Below are 26145 nucleotides of genomic sequence, written 5' to 3'. Positions count from 1 at the left end.
CGCCCGTCTCCGTGCGGGCCGGCCACCCCGACTTCGCTTGTGCCACTTCCCTACCAACAAGCCGCCAAGGACTCTTCTATGGATGCCATCTCCTTGGGCATCGGCGTGCTCATCGCCGTTGTCCTGCTCGTCGTCATCGCCATCGCCTTCGTCATCACCCGGCTGTTCCGCAAGGTCGAGCAGGGCAAGGCGCTGATCATCTCCAAGACCAAGAAGGTCGATGTCACCTTCACCGGTGCCGTCGTCCTGCCCGTGCTCCACAAGGCCGAGACGATGGACATCTCGGTGAAGACGATCGAGATCCGCCGTGCCGGACGCGAAGGCCTCATCTGCCAGGACAACATCCGCGCCGACATCCAGATCACCTTCTTCGTCCGGGTCAACAAGACCCGCGAGGACGTCATCAAGGTCGCGCAGGCCATCGGTACGGGCCGGGCCAGCGACAAGGCCGCCATCCAGGAGTTCTTCTCCGCGAAGTTCTCCGAGGCGCTCAAGACCGTCGGCAAGCAGCTCGACTTCGTCGACCTGTACACCAAGCGCGAGGAGTTCCGGGACCGGATCATCCAGGTCATCGGCACCGACCTGAACGGCTACCACCTCGACGACGCCGCGATCGACTTCCTGGAACAGACCCCGATGGCCCAGCTCGACGGGGCCAACATCCTGGACGCCCAGGGCATCCGGAAGATCACCGAGCTGACCGCGATCGAGCACGTGCGCACCAACGAGTTCCAGCGCACCGAGCAGAAGGAGATCACCCGGCAGGACGTCGACGCCCGCGAGACGATCCTGGAGCTGGAGCGCCGGCAGGCCGAGGCGGAGATCAAGCAGCGCCGGGAGGTCGAGGTCCTGCGGGCCCGCGAGGAGGCGGCCACCGCCCGGGTGCAGGAGGAGGAGCGGCTCGGCTCGCAGACCGCGTTCATCAAGACCGAGGAGCAGCTCGGCATCCAGCGCGAGAACCAGGCGCGGGAGGTCGCCGTCGCGCAGAAGAACCGCGAGCGCGTCATCGCCGTCGAGAGCGAGCGCATCGAGAAGGACCGGATGCTGGAGGTCATCGGGCGCGAGCGCGAGACCGAGCTGAACCGGATCGCCGCCACGAAGGAGGTCGAGGCCGAGCGCCGCGAGGTCGCCGACGTCATCCGGGAGCGGATCGCGGTGGACCGTACGGTCGCCGAGCAGGAGGAGTCGATCCTCACCCTGCGCGCCGTCGAGGACGCCGAGCGGTCCCGCAAGTCGGTCATCATCGCGGCCGAGGCGGAGGCCCAGGAGAAGCTGGTCAAGGACATCAAGGCGGCGGAGGCGGCCGAGGCGGCGTCCACGCACCTGGCGGCCGAGCAGCTCACACTCGCCGAGGCCCGGCTCAAGACCGCGGACCTCGACGCGCAGGCCAAGCTGCGGCTCGCCGAGGGCATCCAGGCCGAGACGGCCGCACCCGGGCTCGCCGCCGTACAGGTGCGCGACGCGGAGGCGGACGTCACCGAGAAGGCCGGTCTCGCGGAGGCGGAGGCGACGGCGGCCCGGCTCAAGGCCGAGGCGGAGGGCTCGCGGCTCAAGGCACTCGCCACGGCGGAGGGCACCCAGGCGCAGGCGACCGCCGACGCGGCGGTCATCGGCGAGAAGCTGAAGGCGGAGGCCGCGGGGCTCACGGAGAAGGCGGCCGCGATGGCGGCGCTGGACGAGGCTTCGCGCGGGCACGAGGAGTACCGGCTGCGGCTGGAGGCGGAGAAGGAGATCCGGCTGGCCGGCCTGGAAGTGCAGCGGCAGGTCGCCGAGGCGCAGGCCACGGTCCTGGCGACGGGTCTGGAGAACGCCGACATCGACATCGTCGGCGGCGACTCGGTCTTCTTCGACCGGCTCGTCTCGTCGGTCTCGCTCGGCAAGGCCGTCGACGGGTTCGTCGACAACTCGCAGACCGCGCAGGCGCTGGCGGGGCCGTGGCTGGACGGTTCGTCGTCCTTCACGGACGACATCAGCCGGGTGCTGGGCTCGTTCTCCACGGGCGATGTGCAGAACCTGACGGTGTCGGCGCTGCTGATGAAGCTGATGGGTCCGGGGTCCTCGGGGGCGGCGTCGGGGCAGGTGCAGCAGCTGCTGGCGGCGGCGAAGGAGCTGGGTCTCGCGGATCTGCCGGTGTCCTCGCTGACCGGTGCCGCGGGGGGCGGTACGAAGGTGGCTCCGGCCGCTGACGTCACGGCCCGCAACGGGGCCGGGGCGCTCGGGTAGCCCGATATCTCCGGCCCGTCCGGCGTTGGAGAACGGAACCCCCGGCCGGCGGGCCCGGCGGTCCGGTGCGCGTCCCACGGGGGTGGGCGCACCCGGGCCCGGCCTGCCCGGCAGGGGCGGGCCCACCGGCCCGGGGGTTTCGTCCTCCAGCGCCGGACGGGCCGGGTTTCCGGGCCCGCCCCCGCACGCCGGGAGGCGGGCCCACGGCCCGGGGGTCCACCCTCGAACGCCGGACCGGCCGACCCCGGCCCGGACCGGCCGACCAGGGTCCGGGGCGGCCGACCAGGGTCCGGGGCGGCCGACCAGGGTCCGGGGCGGGCCGGCCAGGGTCCGGGGCGGGCCGGCCAGGACCCCGGGCAGGCCGACCACGGCCCCGGGCAGGCCGACCACGGCCCCGGGCAGGCCGACCACGGCCCCGGGCAGGCCGACCACGGCCCCGGGCGGGCCGGACCGGCTGTACGCAGGAAGAGACACGCACGTAGGGAGCCGTACGCATGGACAGCGACATCACCGCCACCGCCACCGCGCCGCAGGGCGGGGAGGGCGATGTGGATGCCGGTGCCTACGAGGTGCTGCGGCGGCGGCTCTCGGCGCAGGCCGGGGAGCTCGTGCGGCGGGCCGAGGCGCTCAACGCACGGCGGACCGAGGAGTTCGGGTCGACCGGGCTGCGGCTGCTGGCCACCGAACAGGTGCGCACCGAGCGGGCCTCCGTGCCGCGTGATCTCATCGCCGTGGGCGGGAAGCTGCTCTTCGGCTTCGAGCGGGGGCCGGGCGCGCGCGGGGAGGCCGGGGTCGAGGACGTCCTCCTCGTCCGGGACTCCGGCGCGAAGGGCGACGGGCCCGAGGACGGCACCACTGGAACAGGCGCCGCTGGAACAGGCGCCACTGGACCGGACACCCCGGGGCCGGACGCCCCGGGAGCGGAAGGCACCCTCCTCGACGGCGAGGACTTCCGGCGCGAGTTCTCCTCCCTGCACCGCTACTTCCGCGACGCCCGCCTCCTGCGGCTGCGCCGCGTCAACGGCAAGCTGCTGGCCGTCTTCCGCACCGGGGAGAACGCCGAGGACATCCGGGTCCTGCGGTGGGCCCTGGGCGCGGACGGGTCGCCGGGGGCGTTCCTGGACGCGCAGGGCGAGCGCGACCACGTCTTCCCGGCCTCCCACGACTTCGAGTGGACCGTGGCGGGGCGGGAGGCCCACGTCCCGGGGCGGCATCCGCACATCGCCATCGGCAAGGGCGGCGGGCTCTTCGTCGACACGCTCGGCGGCACCCTGACCGTCAAGGTCACCGACGACACCGAGTCGCCCGACGGGATCTACGAGGAGCCCGTCGACGAGCCGTTGCAGTCGCTGGCCGACGCCGACGTCGAGTACGCCGAGGTGGGGCCGCTGGTGCTGCTGCGGGTGCGGCCCTACAAGGAGGACGCCTGGCGGCACCTGGTCTTCAACTCGCTGCTCTCGACCGTCCAGCGGCTGGACGGCATCGGGCCCGCCTGCCACCGGCTGCCCGAGGACCAGGGGATCATCTTCCCCGGCGGCTACTACCTCACCACCGGCACCGCGAAGACCTTCGACACCGCCGAGGAGCTGACCGAGCCGGTCTTCGAGGGCGCGGTCCGCTCGCCCAACGGGGAGGACGTGCTCTACGTCTTCCGTTCCCGCGACGGCCTCCGCAGCCTTCTCCTCCCCTACAACCTGATCCGCCAGGAGGTCGCGACCCCGCTCACCGGGCGCGGGCACGCGCTCCTGGACGACGGGACGCTGATCCTGCTCCGGGACAACCCGGACGGGCCCGCCCGGGTGCACCCCTTGCAGCGCTGGCAGACCCCGTACGTCTCCGACACCTACGCCGCCGCCCGCCCCGCCGGGACCGGGCCGCTCGCCCGGACCGGCAACGCCGACCTGGTGCGCGGGATCTCCGACTGCCTCGCCCTGGCCCACGGCGTACGGGACATGACGCCGACGACCGCCGTGTACGGGCAGCTCGCCGCCGACTGCGCCCGCGCCCAGGACCGCTACCACTGGCTGTCGGATTCCGAACTGGGTTCGCTCGCCGAGCCGTTGGGGGAGCTGCGGGCCACCGCACAGCAGGTGCTGGCCGAGTTCACCGCCGTACAGGAGCTGACCCGGCGGGCCGCCGACGCGCTGGAGGAGACCGCCGCACGGATCACCGCGCTGGTGCGTCGGGTGCGCGGCGAGGTGCCCGGGTCGGCGGCCGTCTGGGTCGAGCGGCTGACCGAACTGCGCCAGGCGCACGGCCACTTGGCGACCGTGGGCGAGATGCGGTACGCCGACGTCGAGCGGATCGCGGAGCTGTCGGCCCGGACCGAGGACGACATCGCGTCCGCCGCCCAGCGGGCCGTGTCGTTCCTGGCCCGCGAGGACGCGTTCGACGGGTATCACGAGGACATCGCGGGGCTCGTGGCCGACGCGGGTGCGCTGGAGACCGTGCGGGACGCCTCCGCCGTGACCGACCGGCTGTCCGCGATGACGCAGGGGCTGGCCACCGTCACGGACGTGGTCGCCGGCCTGGAGATCGGCGACGCCACCGTGCGTACCTCGATCCTGGAGCGGATCGCCGAGGTGCTGGGCGGCGCGAACCGGGCCCGCGCCACGCTGGACGCGCGCCGCCGGGAGCTGCTGTCGAAGGAGGGGCGGGCCGAGTTCGCCGCCGAGTTCGCGCTGCTCGGGCAGGCGGTGACGGGTGCGCTGGCCGCCGCCGGCACCCCGGAGACCTGCGATGACCAACTGGCGCGCCTGTTGCTCCAGTTGGAGAACCTGGAGTCGCGGTTCGCGGAGTTCGACGACTTCCTCGCCGAGCTGTCCGAGCGCCGCACCGAGGTGTACGAGGCGTTCTCGGCGCGCAAGCAGACCCTCCAGGACGAGCGGGCGCGGCGCGCGGAGCGGCTGGCCGGGTCGGCGGAACGGGTGCTGGAGACCATCGCCCGGCGGGTGGCCACGCTGGCGGACCTCGACGCCGTCCACACCTACTTCGCCTCCGACCCGATGGTCGCCAAGGTCCGCCGTACGGCCGGCGAGCTGCGCGAACTGGGCGACCCCGTACGGGCGGAGGAGCTGGACGGGCGGCTGAAGGCGGCCCGCCAGGAGGCGGGCCGCGCCCTGCGCGACCGCACCGAGCTGTACGCGGACGGCGGGTCCGTGATCAAGCTGGGCCGCCACCGGTTCGCCGTGAACACCCAGCCGTTCGACCTGACGCTGGTGCCCGCCGGGGAGAGCCTCGCCTTCGCGCTGACCGGGACCGACTACCGGGCCCCGGTCACCGATCCGGCGTTCACGGCGGCCCGGCCGTACTGGGAGCAGCTGCTCCCCTCGGAGAACGCCGCCGTCTACCGCGCCGAGCACCTGGCCGCCCGGCTCCTCGACGAGCACGGGGCGAGCCGCCTCACCTCGCTCACGGACGCCGAACTGGCCTTGTTGGTACGGGAGTCGGCGGCCGAGGCGTACGACGAGGGGTACACGCGGGGCGTCCACGACGAGGACGCCACCGCGATCCTGGCCGCCCTGCTGCGCCTGCACGCGGACGCCGGGCTGCTGCGCCACGAGCCCGGGACGCGGGCGGCCGCCCAGCTGTTCTGGGCGTACGGCGTGGACGCCGCGGGGCGCACGGCCTGGCAGCGGCGGGCGGTGTCGCTGGCCCGCGCCCGCGACACCTTCGGCCTGGCCCCGGCCATCGCGGTGCTCCAGGAGGAGTGGGCGGCGGCCATCGCGGACTCCCCCGCCGCGTCCGGCGGGGCCCGGCCCGGGGCCGTCGCCGCGTACCTCTTCGAGGAGCTGACGAGCGGACCTGCCGGGTTCGTCCGGTCCGCCGCGGCCCGGGCGTTCCTCGACGGCTTCCACCGGGCCGCCGGGCCCGACGTGTACACGCAGGACCTGGCGGCCCTCGGCGACGACCTGGCCGCCCGCCGGCAGCTCGTGGAGGGCTGGCTCGTCCCGTACGCCGAGGCCACCGGGGCGGACCTCGGCGGCGGCGACCTGGCGGAGGCCGTGGCGGTGGAACTCTGCCCGGAGCTGGAGCGGTACGCGTGCGACGCGCCGCTCACCGAGCGGCTGGAGGGCCTCCTCGGCGACCACCCGCGCATCGCGGGCGGCGGGGCCCTGACCGTACGGATCGACGAACTCCTCGCCCGTACCGCCGCGTTCCGCGCGGACACCGTGCCCGGCTTCCGCGCCTACCAGCGGCTGCGCACCTCCCTGGTGACCGCCGAGCGCGGGCGGCTGCGGCTGGACGACCACCGGCCGCGCGTGATGTCGGCGTTCGTCCGCAACCGGCTGCTCGACGAGGTGTACCTGCCGCTGATCGGCGACAGCCTGGCCAAGCAGCTCGGCACCGCCGACGCCGACCGGCGCACCGACTCGCAGGGCCTGCTGCTGCTCGTCTCGCCGCCCGGCTACGGCAAGACGACGCTGATGGAGTACGTCGCGGACCGGCTCGGCATGGTCCTCGTCAAGATCAGCGGACCCAACCTCGGCCACGACGTGACCTCCCTCGACCCGGACGGGGCCCCGAGCGCCACCGCCCGGCAGGAGATCGAGAAGATCAACTTCGCGCTGGAGGCGGGCAACAACACCCTCCTCTACCTCGACGACATCCAGCACACCTCGCCCGAACTGCTCCAGAAGTTCATCCCGTTGTGCGACGCCACGCGCCGGATCGAGGGCGTGCGGAACGGCGAGCCGCGCAGCTACGACCTGCGGGGCAAGCGGTTCGCGGTGTGCATGGCGGGCAACCCGTACACCGAGTCGGGTGAGCAGTTCCGGATCCCCGACATGCTCGCCAACCGGGCCGACGTCTGGAACCTCGGCGAGGTCCTCAGCGGCCGGGACGACGTCTTCGCACTGAGCTTCGTGGAGAACGCGCTGACCGCCAACCCGGTCCTCGCCCCGCTGGCCGCCCGCTCCCGGGACGACCTGGCGCTGCTGGTGCGGCTGGCGGGCGGCACCGACCCGGCGGCGCGTGCGGAGCACCTGGAACACCCGTACAGCGCCACCGAGTTGGACGGGATCCTGGCCGTGCTGCGTCATCTGCTCACGGCCCGGGACACCGTGCTCGCGGTGAACGCGGCGTACATCGCCTCGGCCGCGCAGACCGACGCCACGCGCACCGAACCGCCGTTCCGGCTCCAGGGCTCCTACCGCAACATGAACAAGATCGCGGAGCGGATCGTGCCGGTCATGAACGACGACGAGCTGTCCGCCGTCGTCGTCGACCACTACGCGGGCGAGGCCCAGACCCTCACCACCGGGGCCGAGGCGAACCTCCTCAAGCTGGCCGCCCTGCGCGGCACGCTCACCGCCGAACAGGCCGGGCGGTGGGCGGCGATCACCGCCTCCTACGTCCGCACACAGGCGCTCGGCGGCCCGGACGGCGACCCGATGACCCGGGCGGTGGCCGCGCTCGGACTGCTCGCGGACCGGATCGCGGCGGTGGAGAGCGCGATCCAGCGGGCGGCGGATCCCCGGCACCTGCTGACGGGGCCGCCGGCCCCGGCGAACCCGCCCGGCGCGGTGAACCATCAGGCCACGCCCGACCACCGTGCGAAGATCACCAACACTCCACACTGATCGGGAAGACCGAGCCGGGAGGGTCACGGCATGCTGGGTTTCATGCCCCCACTTCCTCAGCAGCCGGGACGCCCGCCGTCCACCGGCCACATGATCGTCTGCGGTGACGACGCCCTGGCGCGCCGACTCGCCGTGGAGCTGCGCTACGTCTACGGGGAACGGGTCACCCTGCTCCTGCCGCCGGGCCGGGACCCGAGCGGCCCCGAGACGCCGCTGACCCAACGGGGGCGGGCGGCCGCCCTGTTCGGCCGGATGTCGGCGGCGATGAACCGCGCGGGCAACGGCGGCGGCAGCGGCGACACCAACGCCGGGGTCGAGGCCGTCCGCATCATGGAGGCGCCCGAACCCTCCGACGACGTCCTGGAGGAGGCGGGCGTCGACCGGGCCGCCGCCCTCGCGCTCGTCTACGACGACGACGAGCGCAACATCCGCGCCGCCCTGACCGCCCGACGCCTCAACCCCCGTCTGCGGCTGGTGATCCGGCTCTACAACCGCAAGCTCGGGCTCCACCTGGAGGAGCTGCTCGACCAGGCGGCGGCCGTCGCCATGCCCGGCATCGACCCGGCGCTGCTGGATGCCTCCACCACTGTCCTGTCCGACGCCGACACCGCCGCCCCGGCCCTCGCCGCCACCGCCCTGACCGGCAGCAGCAAGGTCATCCAGGCCGAGGGCCTGCTCCTGCGCGCCGCCGAACGCCCCCCGCCCCGCCCCGGCGAGACGGCCGACCCCGGTCTGTGCACCCTCGCCCTGCTCTCCTCCACCACCAACGACCCGGCGGGCGCGGAGGGTTCGGACAGCAGCGGCGACGAGGCCCCGCAACTGCTGCCCGACGAGAGCGCCGTCGCCGCCGCGACCGGCCGGGGCACGGTGGTCCTCGAAGCGGTCAGCCGGGCCGCCCCGGACCGTCCGGCCACCCGCATGGGCGGCAGGGGCGCCCCGCTCTCCCAGGTGTTCTCCAGCAGGCTGCGCTGGTCGGCCCTCGGCGTCGCGGCCTCCGCGCTCGCCCTGGTGGTCGCCTCGCTCCTGACCACCGAGGACACCGCGATCCACTCCACCTATCTGACCCTGCTCGACCTGCTGGGCATGAACGACCCGGCGGAGGGGGCGCCGCCGGCCCGGCAGATCATCCAGATCCTCTCCGGCGTCGCCGGGCTGCTCCTGCTCCCGCTGCTGCTCGCCGCCGTCCTGGAGGCGTTCGGCACCCTGCGCACCGCCTCCTCGCTGCGCCGCCCGCCGCGCGGTCTGTCGGGGCATGTGGTGCTGCTGGGGCTCGGCAAGATCGGCACGCGGGTCCTCGTACGGCTCCGCGAGCTCGACATCCCCGTGGTCGTCGTCGAGGAGGACCCCGACGCGCGCGGCATCCCGCTGGCCCGCTCCATGCACGTGCCGACCGTCATCGGCGACGTCACCCAGGAGGGCGTCCTCGAAGCGGCCAAGATCCGCCGCGCCCGCGCCCTCCTCGCCCTCACCAGCAACGACACCACGAACCTGGAAGCGGCGCTGTACGCGCGCTCGGTGAAGCCGGACCTGAGGGTGGCGCTGCGGCTGTACGACGACGAGTTCGCGACCGCCGTCTACCGCACCCTGCGCACCGCGCACCCCCAGGCCCTGACCCGCTCCCGTTCGGTCTCCCATCTCGCCGCCCCCGCCTTCGCCGGCGCCATGATGGGCCGGCAGATCCTCGGCGCGATCCCGGTCGAGCGGAAGGTGATGCTGTTCGCGGCCCTGGAGATCGCGGGGCACCCGCAGTTGGAGGGCCGCACGGTCGAGCAGGCGTTCCGGGCGGGCGCCTGGCGGGTCCTGGCCATCGACGCCACCCCGCCCGCCGACCGCAACCCCGACCTCGCCGCGATCCCGCCGTACCACCCGGACGGCGACGCGACGCCGCCGCCGCCCTCCGGCCTGGTCTGGGACCTGCACCCCGGCTATGTCCTGCGCGCCCAGGACCGGGTGGTGATCGCCGCCACCCGCCGGGGACTCGCGGAGCTGCTGCGGCGGCGGACGGTGGTGCCGAGGCAGTAGGAGGCCGTCGCGGCTGACGCGCGTACCTACCGGAACGTGCCCATCGCCTCCCGCACCTCCCCCAGGGTCCGCTCCGCGACCGCGTTCGCCCGTTCGTTGCCCTCCCGCAGCACGGACCGTACGTACGTCAGGTCCGCCGCGAACTCCGCCCGGCGGGCGCGTACGGGGGCGAGGTGGGCGTTGACCGCCTCGGTCACCGTCCGCTTCAGCGCGGCCGAACCGCCGTCGCCGATCTCCGCCGCGACCTCGTGCGGGTCCCGGTCCAGGCAGAGGGCGGCCAGCAGGACGAGCGAGGAGACGCCGGGCCGGCGCTCGGGGTCGTAGGTGATGTGCCGGTCGGCGTCCGTCGTCGCCCCCTTGATCAGGCGGGCCGTCTCGTCGGCGGTGGCGGAGAGCGGGACGGAGTTGCCGCGGCTCTTGCTCATCTTGCCGCCGTCGGTGCCCAGCAGCAGGGGCGCGGCGGAGAGCAGGGCGTCCGGTTCCGGGAAGACGTGCCCGTACCGCTCGTTGAAGCGGCGGGCGATCGTCCGGGTGAGTTCCAGGTGCGGCAGCTGGTCCTGGCCCACGGGGACCACGTCGCCCTTGCAGAAGAGGATGTCGGCGGCCTGGTGCGCCGGGTAGGTGTACATCAGTCCGCTGACCGAAGACTGCCGCGCGTGCGCGATCTCGTCCTTGACCGTGGGGTTGCGGCCCAGCTCCGCGACGGAGACGAGGCTCAGGAAGGGCAGCAGGAGCTGGTTGAGCGCGGGGACGGCACTGTGGTTGAAGACGGTGCTCCGTGCCGGGTCGATGCCGAGGGCCAGGTAGTCGAGCAGCAGCCCGTCGGTGTACTCCTGGAGCCGCTCGGCGGTGTCCCGGTCGGTGAGCACCTGGTAGTCGGCGATCAGGACGAACACGTCCAGGCCGAGGCCCTGGAGGCGGACCCGGTTGCGCAGGGTGCCGAAGTAGTGCCCGAGGTGCAGGCGGCCGGTGGGGCGGTCCCCGGTGAGGACCCGGAAGCGGGCGGGGTCCCGGGTCAGCCGCTGCTCCAGCTCGGCGCTGCGGCGCTCGGCGGGGGTGGTGGTGGTTGTGGGTACGGAGGTGGATGTGGTTGTGGGTGCGGTGCTCATGGGGTCTGGTCTCTCCTCGCGTGGGTGGATGCGTGGAGGACGGCCCCGCCGGTGCGCCGCTGCGCTCGGTCTCCGTGTCCGCGCCGTACGAGGTGCCGTACGAGGTGCCGTACGAGGTGCCGTACAAGGGCAGCGAAAAGGGCCGTCCATGTCGAACGGCCCTGGTTCCGTGCAGATGCTGCGGCCGCTCCTATGAGGAGCGCCACCAGCGTCGGCACGGGACGGAGATCATGGCCTCAGTGTACGAGCCCGGCCCGGCGCGGAGCCAGTCCGGCGCGGAGCGAATCCGGCGCGGAGGCCGTCCGGCGCGGAGGCCGTCCGGCGCGGAGGCCGTCCGCGTCACTTCGGGGCGTGCCCGCCCACGTAGAAGAGAAGCCAGATGAAGCCGGCGAACAGGTGCGTCGCGAAGACATAGACGAAGACGCGCAGGAACACTCCGCGCGCTTTCCACTCCTCGTTGTCGCTCTCCCGCTCGCTCACCGTTCCAGAGTACGTGCGCCCCGGATGGACGCCCCAGCCGCGTGGAACAGGTGGAATAGGACGGAGGGGGGTCCCGTTGTAGGGTGTAGTTCAACGTTCAACTAAATCGGTCAGGGTCTCCGGATTCCCGGCCGGGACCAGGAAGGCGGACGCCATGCAGTTCGGGATCTTCACCGTCGGGGACGTCACGACCGACCCGACCACCGGCCGCACCCCCACGGAGAACGACCGGATCAAGGCGACCCTGGCCATCGCGCAGAAGGCCGAGGAGGTCGGCCTGGACGTCTTCGCGACCGGCGAGCACCACAACCCGCCGTTCGTCCCGTCCTCCCCGACGACGACCCTCGGCTACATCGCCGCCCGCACCGAGAACCTGATCCTGTCCACCTCCACCACGCTGATCACCACCAACGACCCGGTGAAGATCGCCGAGGACTACGCCACCCTCCAGCACCTCGCGGACGGCCGCGTCGACCTGATGATGGGCCGGGGCAACACCGGACCGGTCTATCCGTGGTTCGGCAAGGACATCCGCCAGGGCATCCCGATGGCCATCGAGAACTACGCCCTGCTGCACAAGCTGTGGCGCGAGGACGTCGTGGACTGGGAGGGCAAGTTCCGTACGCCGCTCCAGTCCTTCACCGCCACCCCGCGCCCGCTGGACGGCGTCCCGCCGTTCGTCTGGCACGGCTCCATCCGCTCCCCCGAGATCGCCGAGCAGGCCGCGTACTACGGCGACGGCTTCTTCCACAACAACATCTTCTGGCCCATGGAGCACACGAAGAAGATGGTCGACCTCTACCGCCGCCGCTACGCCCACTACGGGCACGGCACCGCCGAACAGGCCATCGTCGGGCTCGGCGGACAGGTGTTCATGCGCAGGAACTCGCAGGACGCGGTACGGGAGTTCCGCCCGTACTTCGACAACGCGCCGGTCTACGGCCACGGCCCGTCCCTGGAGGACTTCACCCGCGAGACCCCGCTGACGGTGGGCTCCCCGCAGGAGGTCATCGAGCGGACGCTGACGTTCCGGAAGGAGGTCGGCGACTACCAGCGCCAGCTGTTCCTGATGGACCACGCGGGGCTCCCGCTGAAGACCGTCCTGGAGCAGCTCGACATCCTCGGCGAGGAGGTCGTGCCGGTGCTGCGCAAGGAGTTCGCCGACCTGCGGCCGGCCGGAGTGCCGGAGTCCGCGCCCGTCCACCCGGCGGTCGCCGCCGCCCGAGCAGCCAGGAAGGGGACCTGACCCCGATGTTCGCCACCACGCCCCTGCGCATCGTCGCCGTCTCGGCCGGACTCGGCCGGCCGTCCTCCACCCGGCTGCTGGCCGACCGGCTGGCCGCCGCCGCCCGCGAGCGCCTCGCGGCCGAGCAGGACCGCAACGTCGAGGTCCAGGTCGTCGAGCTACGCGACCTCGCCGTGGACATCGCCCACCACCTGCTCAGCGGCTTCCCCTCGGCCGCGCTGCGGGAAGCGATCGACGCGGTGACGGAGGCCGACGGGCTGATCGCCGTGACGCCGGTGTTCACCGCCTCGTACAGCGGCCTGTTCAAGTCGTTCTTCGACCTGATCGACAACACCGCGCTGACCGGCAGGCCCGTCGTGATCGCCGCGCCGGGCGGCACGGCCCGGCACTCGCTGGTCCTGGAGCACGCGCTGCGCCCGCTCTTCGCCTATCTGCGGGCCGTCACGGTGCCCACCTCCGTCTACGCGGCGTCGGAGGACTGGGGCTCATCGGGCGACGAGTACACCGAGGGCCTGCCGTCCCGGATCCGGCGCGCGGGCGGCGAGCTGGCCTCCGCGATCCTGGGCCGTACGGTCTCCGGGGCCTCGCGGGCCCCGGGCCTGGACGACGGGGAGGACGCGGTCGTCCCCTTCGAGCAGCAGCTCGCGGACCTGCGGCCGGCCTGAGGCAGACGAGGGCGGGCTACACCAGCCCGCCCTTGTTGTCCGATGTGATTACAGTGAGAGCAGACGCTGTACGGCGCTGTACGGCGCTGTACCGGGCCGTACGGGGCTGCACCTCGCTCGGTACTGGGCTGTACCTAGCTGGAGGCAGATATGGGCAGGATCGTTGTGGGCGTCGACGGCTCCGACTCCTCGGTCAAGGCACTGCACTGGGCCGTGCGCCAGGCCGAGCTGACCGGCGCCACGGTGGAGGCCGTGAACAGCTGGGAGTACCCCACCACCAGCTGGGCGTCGATGATGCCCGGCATGCCGGAGGACTTCGACCCGCAGGCCCTGGCCACCGTCTCCCTGACCGAGGCGCTGGAGGAGGCCCTGGGCGCCGCGGGAGCCGCCGCGGTCAGCAAGGTCGTGGTCATCGGCAATCCGGCCCAGGCCCTGCTGGACCGCGCCCAGGGCGCCGACCTGCTCGTGGTGGGGGCCCGTGGCCACACCGGCCTCAAGGCCACCCTGCTCGGCTCGGTCAGCCTCCATGTCACCCAGCACGCGCCGTGCCCGGTGACGGTCGTACGCGACTGACGGCCCCGCAGAGAACGGCCGCGCGGAGACGGCGAATTCGAGGGGCCGTTGTCAGTGGGTGCTCCTATCGTGTGGTCATGACCCATGCTCTCTTCGGGCGCGACCATCCCGTCGGCGTTCTCCGCGCGGAGATCGCCCGCGCCACGGACAGCCACGGCGGTCTCGTACTGGTCACCGGCGAGGCCGGGATCGGCAAGAGCACTCTCGTCACCGACGCCGCGCACGAGGCGCGGCGTCGCGGGGCGCTGGTGGTCGGCGGCTCCTGCTGGGACTCCGACAACACCCCCGGCTACTGGCCCTGGGTGCAGGTCCTGCGCGGCCTGCGCCGGTCCGCCTCGGCGGCGGAATGGGCGGCGGCCCAGGAGGCGTCGGACGGCCGGCTCGCCGTGCTCCTCGGAGACCCGGTCACCGTCGCCACGGGCGGAGCGGACGGTCCGGGACCCAGCACGCTTCCGGCTCCGGGGCCCAGGACTCTTCCGGCTCCGGGAACCGCCGGGAGCCCGGGTTCCGAAGGCGCACACGGCGGCGAGCCCGGCAAGGAAACGGGCACGAGTCCGCCGGGCGGCGGCTCGCAGAGCGGCAGTTCGCAGGGCAGCAGCCCGCAAGGCACCGGTTCGCAAGGCAGCAGCTCGCAGGGCGGCAGTTCGCAGGGCAGCGGTTCGCAGGGCAGCGGTTCGCAGGGCAGCGGTTCGCAGGAGGGCGCCGAGGCCTTCGGGCTCTTCGACGCGGTGACCACGGCCCTCGTCACGGTCTCCCAGAGCCGGCCGCTGGTGGTCGTCCTCGACGATCTGCACAGCTCCGACCCGGCCTCGCTGCGACTGCTCGAATTCGTCGCCCAGCACGCCTGGTTCGAGCGGCTGCTGCTGATCGGCACCTACCGGGACGTCGAGGTGGAGGCCCCCGGACACCCGCTCCAGCAGCTGATCCTGCCGCTGGTCTCGCGCGCCACCGCGACCCTCACCCTGACCGGCCTCGGCCGGGACGAGGTGGGCGCGCTGATGACGGTGACGACGGGCCGCGAGCCCGCACCGCGGCTGGTCGACGAGGTCCACCGGCGTACCGGCGGCAACCCCTTCTTCGTGGAGCAGACCGCCCGGCTCTGGCACAGCGGAAGCCCGGTCTCCACCATTCCGCCCGGTGTACGGGAAGCGGTCCGGCAGCGGCTCGCCCTGCTGCCCGAGCCGGTCGTCTCCCTGCTGACCAGCGCCGCCCTGCTCGGCCGGGAATTCCGCCGGCAGGTCCTGGCCGTGGTGCACGGCTCGCCGGTCCCCCACGTGGACCGGCTCCTGGAGGCGGCCGTCGTCGCCCGGGTCGTCGTCCCCCGCCTGTCCGGGCAGTACGCCTTCGCCCACGACCTGCTGCGCGAGACGCTGTACGCCTCGCTGGACGACTCCGAGGCCCGCGAACGCCATGCCGCCGCCGTACGGGCCCTGGACGCGCACGGCGGCCTCGGCGACGCGGTGCGGCCCGGCGCCCTCGCCCGGCACGCCCACCTCGCCGGCGGTGCCCTGGAGCGCGACCGCCGGATCGACCTGCTGCTGGCAGCCGCCCGGGACGCCTCGGGACGCCTGGCCGACGAGGAGGCCGTCGGCCACTACCGACGCGCCCTCGCGGCGGCCTCCGGCGAGACGGGGGAGCCGGGCGGACCGGCGGACCGGGGTCCGGACCTCCGGCGTGCCGCGCTGATCGGTCTCGACCTCGCCGGACAGCTCCGGCACGCGGGGGAGACGGCCGAGGCGCAGCGCCTGCTGGACCGGTCGGTCGCCCTGGCCCGGGAGCAGGACGAACCGGAGCTGCTCGCCCGGGTGGCGATCACCCTCCACCGCGACGGCTCCTTCGGCGGCCACGACGCGCCCCCGACGGGCCTCCTCGCCGAGGCGCACCGCCGGATCACCGGCAAGGAGGGCCAGGAGAGCCTCTCCGACGACCGGCTCGCCCAGGAGCTGGCCATCCACATCATGGCGCTGGCCCGGAGCGGCTCGGACGACGAGGCACTCGCCTTCTCGCTCTGGGCGCGCCACGACTCCGTGTGGGGGCTCGGCTCGGCGGTGGAGCGGCTCGGGCTGACCGACGAGATGACCGTCTTCGGCCGGCGCACTCAGCAGCAGGACATGGAGCTGCACGCGACGTCCATGCGGTGGGTGGCACTGCTGGAGCTGGGCGACCCGGCCTTCATCGACCAGTTCCGTACGTTCGTCCGGCTCGCCGAGCAGACCGAGCTGCCCCGGTTCGCCCTGGGCATCGCCGTCGACACCAGCCTGATCGCCTCGCTGCGGGGCCGGTTCGCCGAGGCGACCACCGCACTGCGGGACGACTCACTCGACCCCGAGAGCAGCGACCATGTGGACTTCGGCTTCATGGGGCACCACCTGCACTGGGCGCTGCAACTGCTCCAGGGGCACTTCGCCGAGGCCGAGGAGATCCTCGGCAGGCTGCCGGGCACCGGGTACCCCTACCCCGGGCTCCTGGAGTCGGTCACGGCGGTGGAGCAGGGCGACGCGACGCCCGCGCTGCGCCTGATCGCCGAGCAGGCGGACCGCGCCGCCCCTTATCCGCGGGCGTTCATGCCGCTGTGGTTCCGGCTGCTGGCCCAGACGGCCGCGGTGACGGGCGACCCACGGCTCATCTCCCGGGCGGAGGACGAGCTGACCCCGTACACGGGCCAGTGGATCGTCTCGCTGTACGGGTGCGACATCGGCGGCCCCGTCGATCTCTGGCTCGGGATGCTCGCCGCCGCGCGCGACGACCAGGACGCGGCGGTGGCGGCGCTCACCGGGGCCGCCGCCTCCTCGGACCGCCTCGGCGCCCGCCCCTGGGCCGTACGGGCCCGGCTGTGCCTGGCCCGCTCCCTCCTCGCCCGCGCAGGTGCGGCCGGCGATGCCGGTGCCGGTGACGCCGGGCGGGCTCGTCGGCTGCTCGGTGAAGTGGCGCGGGAGGCCGGCGAGTTGGGCCTGGACCATGTGGAGGCCGAGGCCTCGGCCCTCCGTACGGCACCGCCCACCCCCGCTGCTGCCACCACCGCTCCTGTCACTGCCGGGACCGCCGCCAGGACCGGGGCCGGGACCGGGGCCGTGCTGTCCGCCGAGTTCCGGCGGATCGGGCCGGTGTGGCAGCTGCGCTGGGACGGGGTGACCGTGCACGTCCCGGACGCCAAGGGTCTGCGGGACCTGCACAGCCTGCTGGGACTGCCCGGCGCCGACGTGCCGGCCGTCCAGCTCCTCGCGCCCGAGGGCGGGGACCTCGTCGTCGCCGCCGGGCAGCTCGGCGGCGATCCGGTACTCGACGAGGAGGCCAAGCGCCGCTACAAGGAACACCTGGCCCGGCTGGACGCCGAGATAGACCGAGCCGCCGCCCGGGACGACGCCGGGCTGGCCGAGAAGTACGACCGGGAGCGGCAGGCCCTCCTCGACGAGCTCCGCACCGCGGCCGGGCTCGGCGGCCGGTCCCGCCGGCTGGGCGACCAGACCGAACGGGCCCGCAAGACGGTCACCGCCCGGATCCGCGACACCCTGCGCAAGCTGGACACCCTGCACCCCGCGCTGGCGGCCCACCTGAAGGCCTCCGTGACGACCGGGACCACCTGCGCCTACCGGCCCGGACACTCCCCCGACTGGCGGCTCTGACCCGCACCGCCCCAGCGTTCCGGAACGCTGGGGCGGTGCGGAGTGCCCGGCTCCGTCCGCTCCGGGCCTCCCGGAACGCTGGGGCCCGCCCGCTCCCGCGCCGCTACTCCTCGACGAGGACATCGGCGACGGCACACGCCACGTTGTCGGGTCCGCCCGCCTCACGGGCCAGGCCGGCCAACCGGCGTACGGCCTCCTCCGGGTCGTCCGCCGCGATGACCGCCGCCCTCAGATCCGCCTCGTCCACCACCGCCGACAGTCCGTCCGAGCAGAGCAGATAGCGGTCCCCGGCCACCACCTCCCGCAAGCGGACGTCGGGGCGGCACGCCACGGCCACCGGGGCGGACCGCGCCCCGCCGACCAGGGCCTTCAGCAGCAGTGCGCGCTCCGGATGGGACGCGGCCTCCTCCTGGCTCAGCGAACCGTCGTCGATCATCGACCGGACCAGGCTGTGGTCGTGCGTGATCCGGAACAGCTCCCCGCCCCGCAGCAGATACGCCCGCGAGTCCCCGATGTGCACGAGCCCGAGCCGCGACCCGGTCCACAGCATCGCGGTGAGCGTGGTCCCCGAACCGTCCGGGGCCGCACAGTGCGCGACCGCGTCCCGGACCGCCCGCGAGGCGGAATCCGCCTTGTCCTCCAGGGCGTTCAGCAGATCCGCGGCGGACAGCGCACGCTCCCGGGCACCCCACACGGGGGGCTTGAGCGCCTCGATCGCCGCAGCACTCGCCTCGGCGCCGCCCTCCCCGAAACCGTCGGCGACCGCCAGGAGCCGGGGCCCCGCGAACGCCGCGTCCTGGTTCGCCGTACGCACCGCCCCGGTATCGGTCAGCGCCGCACACCGGATCGCGAGCGGCGCCGTCCCCGGACCGTCCGACGCCCCGGGCCCGCCCGGCACCCCCGAACCCGAGCTCCCCCGGCCGCCCCGGCTTCCCGTGGTGCCCGCGCTTCCCCTGCTCCCCACGCTGCCCGTGTTGCCCGCGCTGTCCGTGCTCCCCGCATTGCCCGGTATCCGCGACATTCCCCTGCCTTCCGCTGACAGATGGTCGACGAGGTACACCGCCAGATCGCGCCGGGCCGCCGTCTCGGCCTCCACCCGCACCCAGTAGGCCCGGATCTCCACGGCCGCCGCACCCGCGTCGAGCGCCACGACCCGGCCGATCCGGCTCAGCGGCATGCCGATCCTGCGCAGCCACGCCACGAGCCGGGCCCCCTCCGCCTGCACCGGGTCGTAGTACCGGTAGCCGTTCACCGGGTCGACCCGAGCGGGCCGGAGCAGGCCCAGCTCGTCGTAGCGCCGGAGCGCCTTGGCGGAGAGCCGGGACAACCGGGCGAACTCGCCGATCGTCACCAGCTCCCCGCCCCCGGCGCCCACCGCGCGGCCTTCGCGTTCCACCCCGTACCTCCTCGTACCGGGCGCTTCCCGCCCGGCCCCACCGATGCTGGGGCTTCCCCTGCGGGGAAGGTCAAGGATGCCCGGGACGGATACGTCCCCGACGCACGCGGCGGGTACCCCCGCCGTCGGTCACCGGTCCGTCACTTCCGGTTGTAGAGCCGCATCGTCACCACGCCGAAGACCACCAGGAGCCCCCCGGACCAGCCCAGCGTCCAGGCGATGTCGGCGGCCGGCCAGTTGCCCGCCATCAACTCACGTACCGCCGTGGCGAGGTGGGTGACCGGACTGTTGTTCACGAAGGCCTGGAGCCAGCCCGGCATCGTCTTCGGATCGACGAAGACATTGCTGAGGAACGTCAGCGGGAAGATCACCATCATGCTGACGCCCATCACCGACTTCTCGGAACGCAGCAGCAGCCCGAACATCGTCCAGATCCAGGAGAACGCGAACGAGAACACGACCAGCAGAGCGACGCCGGCCAGCACGCCGAGCAAACCGCCGTCCGGACGGAACCCGATGAGCATGCCGACGGCGAGCATCACCACCGACGCCAGCAGATAGCGCAGGACATCACCGAGCAGATAGCCGACCATCGGGGCGGGCCGCCAGATCGGCAGCGTGCGGAACCGGTCGAAGACGCCCTTGGCGATGTCCGTGTTCACCGCGACACCCGTGTACATCGTGATCATCACGACGCTCATCACCATGATGCCGGGCAGCAGGAACTGGATGTACTCCTCCGTGGAATCGGCCAGTGCCCCTCCGAAGAGGTACGTGTACATCAGGACCAGCATGATCGGGAAAGCCGTCACATCGAAGAGCTGTTCCGGCACATGCTTGATCTTCAGCATGGCGCGCCAGCCGAAGGTCATCGATGCCGACAGGGCACTGGGCCTCGGCGGGCGCTCCTGGCCCACCAGGAGCGCCGAGAGGCGTTCCTGGTCCGGTGCGGCGAGCGCGACGCCCTCCAGCTCCGTCTTGGCGGTAGCGGTGCTCATGCCGCCACTCCCTTCTTGTCCGTGAGTGCGAGGAAGACCTCGTCGAGGCTGGGCTGTCCCAGCGAGAAGTTGTCGACCGTGATGCCGGACCGGGCCAGCTCGGCCAGGGCACGCCCGGCCTGTTCCGCCGCGCCCTGATCGGTGCTCTGGCCGTCGACCCGGGCGGTCAGCGCCACCGGGTCCGCTTCCAGCTGGACCTCAGCGTTCAGCGCGAGCGCCAGCACCTGCTGCGCCTCGGCCCGCTGTTCGGCGTCCCGCAGCCGCAGATGGACGGTGCCGGCGCCGACGGAGGCCTTGAGCTCGCCCTTGGTTCCCTCGGCGATGACCTTGCCGTGGTCGATCACCGCGATACGGGAGGCCAGCTGGTCGGCCTCGTCCAGATACTGCGTGGTCAGCAGGACCGTGGTGCCGTGGGCGACGACCGCCCGCACGATGTCCCACACCTGGTTGCGGCTGCGGGGGTCGAGTCCGGTGGTCGGCTCGTCCAGGAACAGCACGTCCGGGGTGTTCAGGATGGACGCGGCGATGTCGATGCGCCGCCGCATGCCTCCCGAGTAGTTCTTCACCTGCTTGCCCGCCGCCTCGCTCAGCCCGAACCCTTCGAGCAGCTGGGCCGCCCGGTCGCGGGCCGCCCGCTTGGAGTGGCCGAGCAGCCGGCCGAGCAGGAGGAGGTTCTCCGAGCCGGTCAGGTCCTCGTCCACCGAGGCGTACTGCCCGGTCAGGCTGACCCGGCTGCGGACCGCGTCGGCGTCCTTCACGACGTCCTTGCCGAACACCCTGGCCGTGCCGCCGTCGGGGCGCAGCAGGGTCGCGAGCATGCGGACGGCGGTGGTCTTGCCGGCGCCGTTGGGTCCGAGGACGCCGTAGACGGTGCCGGTGGGGACGGCGAGGTCGATGCCGTCCACCGCACGGTTGTCGCCGAAGACCTTCACCAGCCCCGTGGTCTCGATGGCCAGTTCAGTGCTCATGATCCATTTCCTTGTGGGTCGTCGGTGGGAGTCTGCGATCCGCGCCGGGCCGGGAGTTCACGAGACATACGGGCGGACGGCGCGCGCCTCGCGCAGGGCCCAGCCCCACCAGCCGAGCTGGTCGAGCATCAGGCCCACGGACCGGTCCCGGCCGGTGTCGCCGGGGTGGCCCTCCAGCGGCTGCCGGAGGAGGTCGAGCGCGACCCCGTTTCTCAGGGTCACCGTGTGCAGCTCGGTGAAGACCGAGCGCAGCTGCTCCACGGCGTACAGCCCGGCGGAGCCGTGTCCGTAGCTCACGAAGGCGACCGGCTTGGTCTGCCACTCCTCGTAGGCGAAGTCGATGGCCTGCTTCAGGGAGGCGGGAAACGAGCGGTTGTACTCCGGGGTGACCACGACAAAGGCCTCGGCCCTGGCGATCTCCTCGGTGAACTCCGCCATCTGCCCGGTCGCCCGCTCCGGGTAGTGCACGGGGAAGTCGAAGCCGGCGAGGTCCAGCACGGCGAGTTCCAGCTCGCTCCGGTCCTGGGCCCGCTCCATGAACCAGCGGCCGACCGCATCGCCGATGCGGCCTTCACGGGTGCTGCCGATGATCACCGCGACACGCAGCGGAAGGCCGCTTCCGACGCCCCGCGCAGTCACCGTCCGGGATTCCCTGTCCTCGCCGACCGGGTCCTCGCCGAACCGGTTCTCGCCGGTGCTGCCGTCCGTCGTCATCGCTCGCTCCTCCCCCCGCGTCCTCCGCCGCCTCCCGGGCCTCCCGTCCGGGCCGCTCCGCTCCCTCACCTCTTGGGCGCCAGACGCGGGGGCGCGGCCGCCAGATTCGATCTGGCGGCCGCGTACGCGGCCGGAGAAGCCCGGACTCCGGGCCCGGGACGCCGGGCGGGCTTCAGGTCTCCCGTGTGTAGAAGATGTAGAACGAGACGCAGAGAACGCCCGCCCCGACTGCCAGGCCCAGGACGGTCGACCGCAGCACACTGGTGTCGGTGAGGCTCACCAGGAAGCCGATCGCGCACGCGGTCAGCGCACCGTACGCGGCCGCCCGCAGCTCGCGCGGCAGCGAGTGCTGGATCCGGCCCAGCGCGAAGCAGAGGGCCGCCAGAGCGACACCGGAGACGAGCCCGAGCAGGACCTGCCCGCCGGTGCTGGGGCCGCCGTCGCGACGGATGAACGCCGCGTAGAACCCGTAGATCACGCCGAGCACCAGAGGCAGTGCCCAGGCGAGCGGGGTGTGGTGGCGGGTTCGCGCGTGTGCGCGTGCGCCCCTCCGGCCGGGCGTGGCTGCGTGTGTGGCCATCGCGGACAGCTCCTTCCGTCGCCCCGTCTCACGCCCCCGTTCCTCCAGAGCACACCCGACCGCGCCGCCCGGCAACTCGAATGGTGTACGGCCCGGAGCGGCCCGGCTCCGCACGGGATCTCCTGGAGAGGTGCGGACCCCTTCCCCGGCGATCCCGGCGACCTCAGCGGCCTTCTCGGCGGTCCTTCTCGTCCTGCTCACCGTCCTCGTGCCGTTCAGCGCGCTCTCCGCCTGGGTCGACCTGGAGATCGACGACACCGACCGGTACGTCGCCGCCGTGTCCCCGCTCGCCTCCGACCCGGCGGTGCAGAACACCGTCGCGGACCTGGTCACCGAAGAGGCGATGCGGCAGATCGATCTCGGCCCGCTCCAGGACACGGTCCGGGAGTTCCTGCACGGGACCGTGCGGTCCTTCACCACCACCGAGGCCTTCCAGAACGCCTGGGACACCGCGAACCGGGCCGCCCACAAGGCGGTGGCGGCCGCCCTGGACGGCGACAGCGGACAGCCCGTGACGATCGACCTGGCCCCGGTGATCGACCAGGCCAAACAGGATCTGGTCCGCGACGGGGTGCCGTTCGCGGACCAGATCCCGGTCGAGCGGACGGAGATCACCGTGCTCGGCCCCGGTCAGGCCGACGACCTCAGGAACTCGTTCCGGTGGCTTCGCTACTGCAGCATCTGGCCGGCCGTCGCCACCCTGGTGCTCCTCGTCCTGGTGGTGGGCCTCGCGACCGTACGGCGTGGGCTGCGGGCCGGGTTGTGGGCCACCGCGACCGTGGGCGCCGGGTTCGTGCTCGGCGCGATCGTGCTCCGGGTGCTGGTCGCGGTCGCCCGCAGCCGGGTACTGGACGAGGTGCCGGGCAGCGACCGGGACGCCGCCGCCGCGGTGTTCGACGCCCTGACCGCCTCGCTGAGGACCACGGTGTGGGCGGTGACGGCGGTCGGTGCGGTCCTGCTCGTGGGAGCGGTGTCGGCGCGGGTGCTCCTGCGGCGCGGCAGGTCCCCGGCCGGCGTCCGATGAGGCCGACGTGCGACGAGGCGGGCGCTCAGCGAGTACGGCGAGGACCCCTCGACGGCGAAGGTCCGCCCCGCCGACGAGGTGGAGGGATACCAGAGCTGAGGCATCAGAGGGGTCTGCGCGGCGTACGCACGGCGTCACCGCGGCGTGCCCACGGCCTCCGCCCGGTGTTTCACGTGAAACACCGGGCGTTGCTCTCAGTTCTCCGGCGGGCGTCCCTGAAGACGTTCCATCTCCCGGCGGTCACGCTTGGTCGGACGGCCCGTGCCCCGGTCCCGTACCGGTACCTGGATCGCGATCTCGCGGGGCGGCGGTGGCGGACTGTTGTCGACGAAGCACTCCACGGCCACCGGTGGGCCGACCCGCTTCTTCACCATCTTCGAAACGACGACCACCCGGTCCCGCCCCGCGTGCCGGAGCCGCACCTCGTCGCCGACGCGTACGGCCTGTGCGGGCTTGGCCCGCTCGCCGCCGACCTTCACATGTCCTGCCCGGCAGGCGGCGGCCGCCTGGGCACGGGTCTTCGTCAGCCGGACCGACCAGAGCCACACGTCGACCCGGACGCTTCCTGCCGCCTGCGGTGCGTCACCGGAAACCATGGGTCCGACTGTAATGCGGACCGGGCGGCAGGCGGGAGGCAATAAGGCCTCCCGCCCACCGGACCTCATACGCCGATGTCGCGCCCGTCCCTGCGCCAGACGGCGACGACGGAGGGGCGGACGATCTTCCCCGGTCCGTCGGGCCAGACGCTCGCCGGATTCTCCACGGAGGCCCCGTCGACCTCGCCCGGGTGCTGGACCGCGACCAGGACGCGGCGGTCCTGGATGACCGGGCCGCAGGTCTCGGCCCCGGCCGGAACGGTGAGGAACTGCTTCAGTTCGCCGCGCCGGTCACCGTGGGTCGCCACGCCGAACAGCCCGTCGTGCGAGCCGAGCTTGTTGCCGTCCGTGGAGATCCACAGGTTGCCGTGGGCGTCGAACGCCACGTTGTCCGGGCAGGAGATGGGACTGACGTTCTCCTTGGGGAAGCCCGCGTAGTACGTCGACGGATCGTCCGGGTCGCCCGCCACGAGGAACAGCCGCCAGGCGAAGCCGTCGCCCGCCGGGTCGTCCCAGTTCTCCGCGAGCTCCAGGACCTGCCCGTGCTTGTTGCCGTTGCGCGGGTTCGCCTCGTCCGCGCCGGGCTTGCCCTCCTTGCCGCGGTCCGAGTTGTTGGTGAGCGCCACATAGACCCGGCCGGTGCGCGGCGAGGGCTCGACGTCCTCGGGGCGGTCCATCTTGGTCGCGCCGACCTTGTCACCGGCCAGCCGCGTGTAGACGTACACCTCGTCGGCGGTCATGCCGGGCACGTGCGAGGTGGTACCGGTGGCCAGCGGTATCCAGACGCCGCTGCCGTCGAACTCCCCGTCCGCGGGCAGCTTTCCGGTGCCGTCGATCTCGGTGACCGGCGAATCGCCGGTCAGCTTGGCGACGTACAGCGTGCCCTCGTCCAGCAGCGTCAGGTTGTGCTCGCGGGCGGCACGCGAGTTCCCCTTCTTCATCCGCTTGCTGGAGACGAACTTGTAGAGGTAGTCGAACTTCTCGTCGTCGCCCATGTAGACGACCGGGCGGCCGTCGGAGGTGAGCCGGGGCTCCGCCGCCTCGTGCTTGAACCGGCCCAGCGCGGTCCGCTTGCGCGGGGTGGAGTCCGGGTCGTACGGGTCGAGTTCGACGACCCAGCCGAAGCGGTTGGCCTCGTTGGGCTCCTTCGCCAGGTCGAACCGATCGTCGAACCGCTCCCACTTGCGCCCGGAGCCGCTCGTGCGGATCCCGTACCGCTTGTGCATGTCGGTACTGCCGTTGGCGAAGTACTGGTTGAAGTTCTCCTCACCGTGCAGCGTGGTGCCCCACGGGGTGGTGCCGCCCGCACAGTTGTTGAGGGTGCCGAGCACCTTGCGGCCGGTACGGTCGGCGGACGTGCGCAGCAGGGCGCTGCCCGCGGCCGGGCCCGTCATACGGAACTCGCTCGTCGCGGTCAGGCGGCGGTTCAGCGGGTGCCTGTTGACCGGACTCAGCCTGCCGGTGCGGTATTCCTCCTGCACGACGACCACGGAGAGTCCGTGCGCCGCCCAGGCGATCTCCACCTGTTCGCGGGTCGGGTTGGCCGGATCGTAGCCGCGGAACATGAGGATCTCGTCCGTGTACTCATGGTTCGCGACCATCACCTGCCGACCGCGCTCGCCACGCAGCGGGAGCAGGGAGAGGAAGTCGTTGTTGTAACCGAACTGACCCGCCTGCGCCTTCGCCGTCTGGCTCTCCGGGTCGAAGGCGGGCGCGCCGCGCAGGATCGGCTCGCCCCAGCGGATCACCACGTTCTGGGCGTACCCGTCGGGGATCGTGACCTTGTCGTCCCTGTTGGGCGCGACCGGCGAGAACCGCAGGCCACGTGCACCGGACCGGCCCGGTTTGTGGGGCGGCCACGGTTTGTGGCCATGCCCGTGCCCGGCGAGCGCGGCGGCCTCGGCCTGCGGGGCGCTCGGGCCGGTCAGGGCGGCGGCCCCGGCGGCGGTGGCGACGGTGACCACGGCGGCGGCGCGCATCATCGAGCGGCGCGACACGGCACCGGCGATGATGTCACCGGCGTATTCGTTGTCGCTGTTGTTGGGTGTCTCCTGGAAACAGGCGTCCCCGCAGCGGAAGCGGCAGGTCAGCGCGGAACGCCCACCCGGATGCGAGCTGATGAACGGCAGCAGATTGCGCACGTGGATTCCCTCCGTCTGGTGTCGTGCGTGACGGTAGGTGCGTCTCAACGCGGCCTGAGGGACTCTCGGTGAACGGCGAGTGAAGTCCGGGCCACCGCTGTTCCCCTGACGACCACCGCTGTTCCCTCGGGGGCCGATGGCGGACACGCCCGTGGACTCGGTCCGGGAACGGATTCGGCTCGGTTGACACAGGGGTGGGCCGTAC

The 26145-nt window shown here is 72.8% G+C and carries 17 protein-coding genes and 1 pseudogene; 9 read left to right on the top strand and 9 right to left on the bottom strand.

Features of this window, described 5'->3' with window-relative positions; genetic code table 11:
• The first annotated feature begins 78 nt into the window (after nucleotides 1–78).
• From ACGF2Y_RS20840 to ACGF2Y_RS20830, 3 genes are all read left to right on the top strand, one after another.
• On the top strand, nucleotides 79–2223 hold the full coding sequence (locus ACGF2Y_RS20840; protein ID WP_392949463.1) for a flotillin family protein: 2145 nt from the start codon (nucleotides 79–81) through the stop codon (nucleotides 2221–2223).
• Nucleotides 2224–2717: 494 nt separating this feature from the next.
• Nucleotides 2718–7805: a DNA repair ATPase gene (locus ACGF2Y_RS20835; protein WP_392949461.1), complete on the top strand. Its 5088-nt coding sequence runs from the start codon at nucleotides 2718–2720 to the stop codon at nucleotides 7803–7805.
• 30 nt (nucleotides 7806–7835) lie between these two features.
• Nucleotides 7836–9827, top strand: a complete 1992-nt coding sequence (locus tag ACGF2Y_RS20830; RefSeq protein WP_392949458.1) for an NAD-binding protein — start codon at nucleotides 7836–7838, stop codon at nucleotides 9825–9827.
• Nucleotides 9828–9853: 26 nt separating this feature from the next.
• Here the strand turns inward: ACGF2Y_RS20830 and trpS are convergent, their stop codons facing one another.
• The gene (trpS, locus tag ACGF2Y_RS20825; protein WP_392949455.1) at nucleotides 9854–10936 is read right to left on the bottom strand and encodes a tryptophan--tRNA ligase; all 1083 of its coding nucleotides are present in this window, start codon (nucleotides 10934–10936) and stop codon (nucleotides 9854–9856) included.
• Nucleotides 10937–11275: 339 nt separating this feature from the next.
• A complete protein-coding gene (locus ACGF2Y_RS20820; protein WP_392949453.1) occupies nucleotides 11276–11416 on the bottom strand; it encodes a DUF6126 family protein in 141 nt (46 codons plus the stop codon).
• 154 nt (nucleotides 11417–11570) lie between these two features.
• Here ACGF2Y_RS20820 and ACGF2Y_RS20815 point away from each other — a divergent pair, with 154 nt between their 5' ends.
• The 4 genes from ACGF2Y_RS20815 (at nucleotide 11571) to ACGF2Y_RS20800 (ending at nucleotide 17523) form a co-directional block, all read left to right on the top strand.
• Nucleotides 11571–12662, top strand: a complete 1092-nt coding sequence (locus ACGF2Y_RS20815; RefSeq protein ID WP_392949452.1) for an LLM class flavin-dependent oxidoreductase — start codon at nucleotides 11571–11573, stop codon at nucleotides 12660–12662.
• Nucleotides 12663–12667: 5 nt separating this feature from the next.
• Nucleotides 12668–13327, top strand: coding sequence for a CE1759 family FMN reductase (locus tag ACGF2Y_RS20810; RefSeq protein WP_392949449.1), 660 nt, complete (start codon nucleotides 12668–12670; stop codon nucleotides 13325–13327).
• A 150-nt stretch (nucleotides 13328–13477) separates the two neighbouring features.
• Entirely contained in the window at nucleotides 13478–13900 is a 423-nt protein-coding gene (locus ACGF2Y_RS20805; RefSeq protein ID WP_392949446.1) for a universal stress protein, read from the top strand.
• A 77-nt stretch (nucleotides 13901–13977) separates the two neighbouring features.
• Complete coding sequence (locus tag ACGF2Y_RS20800) at nucleotides 13978–17523, top strand: ATP-binding protein (RefSeq protein WP_392949443.1); 3546 nt, start codon at nucleotides 13978–13980, stop codon at nucleotides 17521–17523.
• Nucleotides 17524–17626: 103 nt separating this feature from the next.
• On the opposite strand, the gene ACGF2Y_RS20795 is transcribed toward ACGF2Y_RS20800, so the two are convergent.
• From ACGF2Y_RS20795 to ACGF2Y_RS20775, 5 genes are all read right to left on the bottom strand, one after another.
• The gene (locus ACGF2Y_RS20795) at nucleotides 17627–18919 is read right to left on the bottom strand and encodes a MerR family DNA-binding transcriptional regulator (protein ID WP_392949441.1); all 1293 of its coding nucleotides are present in this window, start codon (nucleotides 18917–18919) and stop codon (nucleotides 17627–17629) included.
• Nucleotides 18920–19059: 140 nt separating this feature from the next.
• On the bottom strand, nucleotides 19060–19917 hold the full coding sequence (locus tag ACGF2Y_RS20790; protein WP_392949438.1) for an ABC transporter permease: 858 nt from the start codon (nucleotides 19915–19917) through the stop codon (nucleotides 19060–19062).
• Entirely contained in the window at nucleotides 19914–20885 is a 972-nt protein-coding gene (locus ACGF2Y_RS20785) for an ATP-binding cassette domain-containing protein (RefSeq protein ID WP_392949435.1), read from the bottom strand. The genes ACGF2Y_RS20790 and ACGF2Y_RS20785 overlap by 4 nt, the downstream gene beginning before the upstream one ends.
• A 57-nt stretch (nucleotides 20886–20942) precedes the next feature.
• Nucleotides 20943–21599, bottom strand: coding sequence for an NADPH-dependent FMN reductase (locus ACGF2Y_RS20780; protein ID WP_392949432.1), 657 nt, complete (start codon nucleotides 21597–21599; stop codon nucleotides 20943–20945).
• A 172-nt stretch (nucleotides 21600–21771) separates the two neighbouring features.
• A complete protein-coding gene (locus tag ACGF2Y_RS20775) occupies nucleotides 21772–22179 on the bottom strand; it encodes a hypothetical protein (protein ID WP_392949429.1) in 408 nt (135 codons plus the stop codon).
• A 130-nt stretch (nucleotides 22180–22309) separates the two neighbouring features.
• On the opposite strand from ACGF2Y_RS20775, the gene ACGF2Y_RS20770 reads away from it, so the two are divergent.
• Nucleotides 22310–23203 carry a hypothetical protein gene (locus tag ACGF2Y_RS20770; protein ID WP_392949426.1) on the top strand — a complete coding sequence of 298 codons (894 nt, stop codon included), beginning with the start codon at nucleotides 22310–22312 and terminating at the stop codon, nucleotides 23201–23203.
• Nucleotides 23204–23227: 24 nt separating this feature from the next.
• A pseudogene (locus tag ACGF2Y_RS20765) lies at nucleotides 23228–23302 on the top strand (DUF2630 domain-containing protein); the annotation flags it as partial.
• 95 nt (nucleotides 23303–23397) lie between these two features.
• On the opposite strand, the gene ACGF2Y_RS20760 reads toward ACGF2Y_RS20765, so the two are convergent.
• Nucleotides 23398–23799: an RNA-binding S4 domain-containing protein gene (locus ACGF2Y_RS20760; RefSeq protein ID WP_392949423.1), complete on the bottom strand. Its 402-nt coding sequence runs from the start codon at nucleotides 23797–23799 to the stop codon at nucleotides 23398–23400.
• A 65-nt stretch (nucleotides 23800–23864) separates the two neighbouring features.
• Entirely contained in the window at nucleotides 23865–25940 is a 2076-nt protein-coding gene (locus tag ACGF2Y_RS20755; protein WP_392949420.1) for a PhoX family protein, read from the bottom strand.
• Nucleotides 25941–26145: the final 205 nt, after the last annotated feature.

This window comes from Streptomyces sp. NPDC048142, assembly GCF_043202835.1.
Lineage (GTDB): Bacteria > Actinomycetota > Actinomycetes > Streptomycetales > Streptomycetaceae > Streptomyces.
Note: the sequence above shows the minus strand (reverse complement) of the source record. Positions and strands in the feature narration are given on the sequence as shown.